Genomic DNA, 7,644 nt, shown 5'->3' with positions numbered 1-7,644 from the left:
CCCCTTCGTGCTGCCTTTTTCCCCCCCCCCCCCCCCCCCCCCCCCCCCCCCCCCCCCCCCCACCTCCCCCCCCCCCCCCCCCCCCCCCCCCCCCCCGCCCGGTGAAAACCGCTCTAGCGATCGTCGTCTTCGGTCCAGGCACCGATGACCGGCGGCGGGGTCGCCTCGTTGGCGCCGAAAGCGTCGTCCGGGTCGGGCTCGATGAGGAACGACGCGTGCGTGTGCTCCTCTTCCTGCTCGGCCTGCGCGCCGGGGGCGCCCATGCCCATGCCGCCGCCCATGCCCTGCATCGGCGGGGTGGCGCCACCACCGATGGTGCCGCTGGAGGACACGATGCCCTGCTGCGGCACGGCCTGGGACGCGGCGCTCTGCGCGGGAGCGTTGTCGGTCGCCGCGGCGTCGGTGCCGTCGGTTTCCTTGGCGCCGGACTTGTTGCCCTGCCCGAGCGCCTTCGCACCGGCGTAGCCGAGGCCGCCGCCGAGCGCGGCCGCGGTGAGTGCCTGGCCGAGCCCGTTGCCGCCACCCGCCGACGGGGCGGGCGAGCTCATCGGGACACCGGCACCGGAAGCGACACCGGCACCGACACCAGGTCCTGCCGCGACGCCCGGAGCCGCTGCGGCGGGGGTGTAACCGGCCTGCGAGAACACACCCGAATCCGGGCCACCGCTGTGGACGGCCGCGGCGTGCTGGACGCCCTGCACGCCGCCGTAGCCGTGCGTGCCGGCGAGGACGGGGGTGCCGGAGACGGCGCCGGGATTGATGCCGCCGCCGCCCATGTTGCCGACGCCGCTGAACGAGGCGCTGTTGTGCGTGGCGGTCGGCTTCATGCCGAGGGATTCGGGGCCGAAGCTCGGGGTCGAGCTGTCGACCTCGCTCATCTCCTTGGTGTAGGCCTCGAGGAACCTGGCCTGCTCCGCCCGCACTTCCTTGTCCTGGTCGGCGAGGGGCTTCTGGTCGGTGACCATGCCGAGCGGGCCCGCGGCGAGGGCCTGGCCCATCGCCTTCTCCGGGCTGTAGTCGGTGGGCTTCGGCATCAGCTTGACCTTGGTCGCGGCGTCGGCCTGCTTCTGCAGCCTGTCCGACATCGTGACCGCGGCTTCGGAGGCCTGCGAGCCCGAGTTCGCGATGGCGACCAGCGCGCCCTGCGCACTCGCCGCGCCCTGGCCGATCCAGGCGGCGCCCAGTTCGGAGATCGCGTTGTAGAGGTCGTTCGAGGCCTGGCTCAGCTGACCGCCGTGCGAACTCCACGTCTGGCTGAGCGCGGTCGCCGTGCTGGGGTCGTTGCCGATGTTGGCCTGGTTCCACAGGTCCTGGCTGGTCGGGGCGTTCTCCCAGTTCGGCGGGTTCGTGATGGCGCGGTCGGCGCCGATCTCGAAGCCGTCCGAACGGCCGCGGGCGGACGAGACGATGCCCTCGGACTGCCCGGTGTCGCCCAGCTGGACCGGGGTGCTGCTGCTCTCGCCGTAAGAGTCGGCGCTGTGCTTCGGTGGCATGGCTTTCTGACTCCCCCTCAGACGTTACGGAACGGCCGCGCCGCGTCCTGGTCGATCTCGTGATAGCGCGCCATCGCGGTCACGATGCCGGACTCGGCGGCCTCGTACTGCTGGTACAGGTTCTGGAGCGCGGCGGCGTACGAGTCGCCTCCGCCGTCGGCGCGGTTCGCGACCTTCGCTGCGATGGCGTGCCCGACCGGGTTGTCACCCAGTTTCGGCGCCTGCCCCAGGTCCCCCGACCGGTTGAGCAGGGCCTCGATGGCGTCCTTGCCGGTACGGATCTTGTTCAGGACGGTCTGGGCCGCGTCCGGGTCGATCCCGACCTGACCCTGGGCCGCGGCGTTCTTGAACGCGTTCGCGTCCGCCAAGCTGCTGTTCCCCATCTGAGCTCTCTCCGTTTCCCCCGGGCCAGGCCACGACGGCTGCGTCGGCATTGGTCTTCGCATAGGTTAACGCACTCGAACGCTGCCTATGACGCGTTCTCGGTGCTCAGGGTTCCGCATTTCCGCGAACGCGGGCAAGCGGTTCTCACGACGTGTAGACGTGCGGGTCCAGGGTGCCGATGTAGGGCAGGTCCCGGTAACGCTCCGCGTAGTCCAGGCCGTATCCGACCACGAATTCGTTGGGGATGTCGAACCCGATGTACTTGACCGGTACGTCGACCTTGACCGCCTCCGGCTTGCGCAGGAGCGAGACGACCTCGAGCGAGGCCGGGTTGCGGCTGGCGAGGTTCTTGAGGAGCCAGGACAGCGTGAGCCCGGAGTCGACGATGTCCTCGACGATGAGCACGTCGCGGCCGGCGATGTCGCGGTCGAGGTCCTTGAGGATCCGCACCACACCCGACGACGAGGTCGCCGAGCCGTAGGAGGAGACCGCCATGAATTCGAGCTGGGAGGGAAGCGGGAGTGCCCTGGCGAAGTCGGTCATGAACATCACCGCGCCCTTGAGCACCCCGACGAGCAGGAGGTCTCCCTGCCCGGCGCCGGGTCCGTCGGCCGGGTAATCCGCGGCGACCTGCGCGGCCAGCTCGGCGATCTTGTCGTTGATCTGCTGCTCGGTGACGAGCACGGAGGCGATCTCGCCTTCGTACACGGGAGGTTCCCCTCTAGGTGGTGGAATGGGGTGCTGACACCGAGAGCCTGCCATGCGCCCGCCCGGCCACCAAGTCGCCGGGTAGCCAGACTCCGCCCTGACCCCGCCAGTTCCCCACCAGCGCGTCGACCGAACGCAGGTGGGCGTCGGTGAGTTCGCGGACGCCGGAGTCCAGCAGCCACCTGCGGAGGACACGCCGTCGCAGCGCGGGCGGCTCGGTGGCGAGCACGGCGACGTCGAGCCCGTCCTCGGTGAAGGCACGCAGGTAGACGTCTCCGGCGAGTGTGTCCAACGCCTCGGTGTCCTCGCGCAGTTGCGCCGCCGTGCGGGCCAGTGAGGCCGCGACTCCGCCGGAAAGCACATCCTCCAGAAGGGGCAGTACTTCCGTACGCAACCGGACACGGGTGAACCGCGGGTCCTGGTTGTGCGGGTCCTGCCAGGGGTCGACGCCGAGCGCGCGGCACGCCTGCCGGGTGGTGGCGCGGGTGACGCCGAGAAGCGGTCGTCCCCAGGGCGGGTCGTGCGGCCGCATCCCGGCGAGCGACCGCGGTCCCGAACCCCGGCCGAGGCCGAGCAGCACGGTTTCGGCCTGGTCGTCGAGGGTGTGGCCGAGGAGGACGAGGCCGTGTCCTTCCGGCAGCGCCGAACGCAGCGCGCGGTACCTGGCCCGGCGGGCCGCCGCTTCCGGGCCACCCGCGCCCACGACCTTCACCGTGAGGACCTCGGCGGTGTCGACGCCCAGTTCGCGAGCGGTGCACGCCGCCTTCGCCGCGGTTTCGGCGGAGCCGTCCTGGAGGCCGTGGTCGACGACGAGTGCCCGCACCTTCAGCCCGGCTCGGGAGCCCGTGAACGCGGCCGCTTCGGCGAGCGCCAGCGAATCCGCCCCTCCCGACACGGCGACGCACACCTCGTCGCCGACGTCGGCCGACGCGAGGAAGTCCCGCACGGCCGTCCGGACGGCCGCGACCGCCGGATCCGGCCCGCTCACCCGTGCAGACGCCGTACCCAGGCCGCCGGATCGGTGATCTCGGCCCTGGTCGGCAGCGTGTTCGGCGACGTCCACACCGCGTTGAAGCCGTCCATGCCGACGGCGTCGACGACGTGCTTGGTGAACTTCGCGCCCTGTTCGTACTGACGCATCTTCGCGTCGACCCCGAGCAAGCTGCGCAGCACGCGATCGATCAGCCCGCCACCCTTGCGCCGCGCGGTGAACCGCGACCGGATCAGCTCGACGCTGGGCACGACCTGCGGTCCGACGGCGTCCATCACGAAGTCGGCGTGCCCCTCCAGCAGGGTGGAGAGGGCGAGCAGCCGATCGAACACCGCGCGTTCGCCCGGGGACTGCAGCAGTTCGGCGAGACCGGCGCCGCCCGTCTTGCCCTTGCCGATCTGCTTGATGGTGTCCGGCAGCCGTCCGACCAGGTCGCTCAGTCCGTCCGCGTCGCGGCCGGCGAGTCCGCCGATCAGCCGCTCGACCTCGTCGGCGAAGTAGTCGCGCAGCCAGGTGACCGCGGTGAACTGCAGCCGGTGGGTGCATTCGTGCAGGCAGACCCACAGCCGGAAGTCGTGCCCCGGCACGTCCATCGCGCGCTGCGCGGCGACGATGTTCGGCGCGACGAGCACCAGCTGGCCACGGCGTTCCGGCCCGCCGAACGGGTCGTACTGGCCGAGTACGCGGGAAGCGAGGAACGCGAGCACCAGACCGGTCTGGACGCCGGCGCCGGAGGCCAGCACCGGCCCGAGCGGCCCGCCCTGCGCCTGCGGGAGCGCGCGGCCGGTGAGCGCGTCGAGCCCGGACGCGGCCGAGCGGACCCAGCCGGGCCTGTCGACGACCTCGGCGCGCAGCAGCGGCAGGTCGAGGCCGAGCCCGGTCAGCTCACGGACGTGCCCTTCCGCCTCGCTGGTCAGCTCGCGCAGATCGGCGACGGCCGCTTCGGCCTCTTCGCGATCGACCACCGGGCCACCGCGCACCAGGAGGGCACCCGTCGAGGCGGCCAGGGACCAGTCGACCATCGAACGTGTCTTGGTCGGCGTTTCCTCAGTCACTCTTATGACGCTACCCGCTGAAAGGCCGGATTCAGCCGCGACTTCCTCACGCTCCGATTCCGGTCGTGCGCTCAGCGGCAGCCGCACTTGTGCAGGGTCGCCGCGACGACGTCGAGCGCGGCCCTGCCCTTGTTCTGATCCGAACCGGACGACATCAGTGCGAACACCAGCATCCGGCCGTCGGTGTCGAGCACCACGCCGGCGAGGGTGTTCACCCCGGACAGCGTCCCGGTCTTGCCGCGCACCCAGCCCCGGCCCGCCGCCGACGCCGGATCGCCGTAGCGCTTCTCCAGCGTCCCGCTGCCACCCGCGACGGGGAGGCCGGCGAGCATCGGCCGCAGTTTGGCCGTCCTCGGATCCTGCCCGTCCGGCGCCGCCGCGACGGTGAGGATCTCGCTGAGCACCTTCGCCGGGATCTTGTTCTGGTCGGACAGCCCGCTGCCGTCGTTGAGCTGGACACCGGTGAGGTCGAAACCGGCCTGCTTCAGCACGTCCATCGTCGCGGCCGCGCCACCGGCGAACGACGGCTCTCCGCCCTTCGCCAGCGCGACCTGGCGAGCGAGGGCGTCACCGAGCATGTTGTCCGAAAGCTGCAGCAGCGAGTTGGCGAACTCCGTCAACGGCTGCGACTTGACCTCGCCGAGTACCTTCGCGTCCTTCGGCGCCGTCGCCGTACCGCCCGCTTGGGCTTCGAGCTTTCCGGCGATCTTCTGGGTCAGCGCCATCGCCGGATTCGCGACACGGGGCGAGTGGTCGTTCTTCGGATCGGTGCGGCCGCCGTCGGCCATCACCGGGACGACCGGCGCCATGTAGGTGTTCCCGGCGGCGGTGTCCTCGGGATCCCAGCCCACCGCGGCCGTCGGCCCCTTGAACAGGCTCGCGTCGAGCTGGACCTTGGAGATCTTGCCGCCGGAGGCCTTCTTGACCTGGGCGACGAGGTCGTCGACGTGGGCGGCGCCCGGGTACAGCGGCGAGTCGGTGCCCAGCGGGAGCGCGGTCAGGGTCGGGTCGCCGCCCGCGACGAGGATGGCCGTGCCCGGGTCCGCGCCCTGGACGATCTTCGTCGAGATCTGCGTCCCGTGGTCGAGTGACAGCAACGCGGCCGCCACGACCAGGATCTTCGTGGTCGACGCCGGGGTCAACGGGGTGCCGGAGTTCTTGTCCCAGAGGACGGTACCGGTCGCCGCGTCCACGACGGTGCCGGTGAGCGTGCCGAGGTCGGGGGAACCGGTGGGGCCCTTGAGCGCGGCGACGAGCCCTTCTTTCGTGGGCCCGGAGCCGTTGACGTCCGGACCGTGCAGGACGCGGGTGACGCCGGCGGGCTTCGGGATGTCTCCCTTCGGCGCGTTCGGCGCCCAAGGCAGACCGAGCCGGTTCGACACCTTCGGCATCGCGGCGGCCGCGCCAAGCCCGGCGAGCAGCAGGACGACGACCACGGTGGTGATCACGAGGACCTTGCGCTTGCGCTTCTTCGGCTTCGGCGCGGGTGCGGCCTCGGTCTCGGCGGCCGGGGGCGTCTCCGAAGGCGGTTCGTGCTGCTTCATGCCGACGGTGGCTTCGGAGTCGAAGCGCTCTTCGGCCGGCTCGATGCGGACCGGCCGCGCGTGCATGGTCGCCGACGGGACCGGCGCCGGTCGCGGCGGCTCGACCCGGTTCTGCTCGGGACGGCGCTGGGGTTCTTGGCGCTGGGGCTGCTCTTGCTGCGGAGGCGCCGGGGGTTCCTGCAGACGCGGTTCCTGGCGCTGGGGTTCCTGACGGGACTCGGGCCTCGGCTCGGGCTCACGCGACGGCGTGCGGGCGTTGCGGTCGAACTGGTCCCAGTCCGGTTCCTCCGCGTGCTGCTGGACGGGTTTGACGAAGAGCGTCTTCGGCTCCTCGGGCTCCTTCGGCTCGACCGGGGTCACCGGGGCGAAGGCGGACCACTGCGGGGTGGGGGTCTCGGGGACATCCGGTTCGTCCTCGACCTCGACCACGGGCTGGAACCAGGAGCCACTTTCGGGTGTGACCTTCGGCACGGACAGCTCTTCGGTCTTACCGCTCGCCAGCCCCGTCATGGGCAGCCAAACGGTGGACTCGCCGTTCCCTTCGGCGCCCTTGGGCTCGGTGGATGAGGTGTCCTTGTCGTCCGACGGCCACCTGGGGTCATCGTTTTCCGGCACTCAACACTCCTTCATCCACCGCCCGGGGAAGGGGCCAAGCTCACATACGGCCACATCGATGCGACCGTCCGAGCCCCCGTGGTCCACACTAGTGAAGACAAGACGATGATTTCGGTGAGCCGTCGCGACGGCGGGGCGTACCAAAAGACGAGAGCAGCGAGGCCGGCGTGGAATTCGACGTCACTATCGAAATCCCCAAGGGGGAGCGCAACAAGTACGAGGTGGACCACAAGACCGGTCGGATCAAACTCGACCGGACGCTGTTCACCGCCACCCAGTACCCCGCCGACTACGGCTTCATCGACGACACCCTCGGTCAGGACGGCGATCCGCTCGACGTGCTGGTGCTCGTCCAGGAGCCGACCTTCCCGGGTTGCCTGATCCGCTGCCGCGCGATCGGCATGTTCCGGATGACCGACGAGAAGGGCCCGGACGACAAGGTCCTGGCGGTCCCGACGAACGACCCGCGCCTGGAGCACCTGCGCGACATCCACCACCTGAACGAGTTCCACAAGCTCGAGATCCAGCACTTCTTCGAGGTGTACAAGGATCTGGAGCCGGGCAAGAGCGTCGAAGGTTCGTCCTGGGTCGGGCGTGCCGACGCCGAGGCCGAGATCAAGCGTTCGTTCGAGCGCGAGACCGACAGGCTGGCCAAGGAGGCCATCGACGGTCCCGCGGCCCACTAGTCGCTTATCGCAAGTACGTGAAGGCCCCCTTCATTGCGCTAGACGCAATGAAGGGGGCCTTCACGCGCTTCCGGCCGCAGTTAGTCGGCTAAGTGCGTTCGGGGGGCGGCGGTCGGATGCTGGTCCAGTGGGTCGTGAGTGGCGATTCGGGTTAGAACCCGAATCGCC

The 7,644-nt window shown here is 70.6% G+C and carries 7 protein-coding genes; 1 reads left to right on the top strand and 6 read right to left on the bottom strand.

Going from position 1 to position 7,644, the window contains the following annotated elements; genetic code table 11:
* Positions 1-113 precede the first annotated feature (113 nt).
* The 6 genes from ACZ7KI_RS09195 to dacB all read right to left on the bottom strand — a co-directional run bounded on the left by ACZ7KI_RS09195 (position 114) and on the right by dacB (position 6,790).
* Positions 114-1,493, bottom strand: a complete 1,380-nt coding sequence (locus ACZ7KI_RS09195) for a WXG100 family type VII secretion target (protein WP_470272638.1) — start codon at positions 1,491-1,493, stop codon at positions 114-116.
* Positions 1,494-1,510: 17 nt separating this feature from the next.
* Positions 1,511-1,876: a hypothetical protein gene (locus ACZ7KI_RS09190; RefSeq protein WP_465460127.1), complete on the bottom strand. Its 366-nt coding sequence runs from the start codon at positions 1,874-1,876 to the stop codon at positions 1,511-1,513.
* A 145-nt stretch (positions 1,877-2,021) separates the two neighbouring features.
* Positions 2,022-2,585 carry a hypoxanthine phosphoribosyltransferase gene (gene hpt / locus ACZ7KI_RS09185; RefSeq protein ID WP_061985572.1) on the bottom strand — a complete coding sequence of 188 codons (564 nt, stop codon included), beginning with the start codon at positions 2,583-2,585 and terminating at the stop codon, positions 2,022-2,024.
* 13 nt (positions 2,586-2,598) lie between these two features.
* Entirely contained in the window at positions 2,599-3,573 is a 975-nt protein-coding gene (tilS, locus tag ACZ7KI_RS09180) for a tRNA lysidine(34) synthetase TilS (protein WP_470272637.1), read from the bottom strand.
* Positions 3,570-4,598 carry a zinc-dependent metalloprotease gene (locus ACZ7KI_RS09175; protein ID WP_470272668.1) on the bottom strand — a complete coding sequence of 343 codons (1,029 nt, stop codon included), beginning with the start codon at positions 4,596-4,598 and terminating at the stop codon, positions 3,570-3,572. Before ACZ7KI_RS09175 ends, tilS begins: the two co-directional genes overlap by 4 nt.
* A 104-nt stretch (positions 4,599-4,702) precedes the next feature.
* Positions 4,703-6,790, bottom strand: a complete 2,088-nt coding sequence (dacB, locus tag ACZ7KI_RS09170) for a D-alanyl-D-alanine carboxypeptidase/D-alanyl-D-alanine endopeptidase (protein WP_470272636.1) — start codon at positions 6,788-6,790, stop codon at positions 4,703-4,705.
* A gap of 167 nt (positions 6,791-6,957) precedes the next feature.
* Here dacB and ACZ7KI_RS09165 point away from each other — a divergent pair, with 167 nt between their 5' ends.
* On the top strand, positions 6,958-7,476 hold the full coding sequence (locus ACZ7KI_RS09165; RefSeq protein ID WP_465460123.1) for an inorganic diphosphatase: 519 nt from the start codon (positions 6,958-6,960) through the stop codon (positions 7,474-7,476).
* Positions 7,477-7,644 lie beyond the last annotated feature (168 nt).

Source organism: Amycolatopsis sp. NPDC039088 (assembly GCF_055598845.1).
Note: the sequence above shows the minus strand (reverse complement) of the source record. Positions and strands in the feature narration are given on the sequence as shown.

What these genes read in the sequence shown, in the direction of transcription:
- ACZ7KI_RS09195 (WP_470272638.1), bottom strand. Translation starts at nt 1,493, where the DNA reads ATGCCACCGAAGCACAGCGCCGACTCTTACGGCGAGAGCAGCAGCACC.
- ACZ7KI_RS09190 (WP_465460127.1), bottom strand. Translation starts at nt 1,876, where the DNA reads ATGGGGAACAGCAGCTTGGCGGACGCGAACGCGTTCAAGAACGCCGCG.
- ACZ7KI_RS09175 (WP_470272668.1), bottom strand. Translation starts at nt 4,598, where the DNA reads ATGGTCGACTGGTCCCTGGCCGCCTCGACGGGTGCCCTCCTGGTGCGC.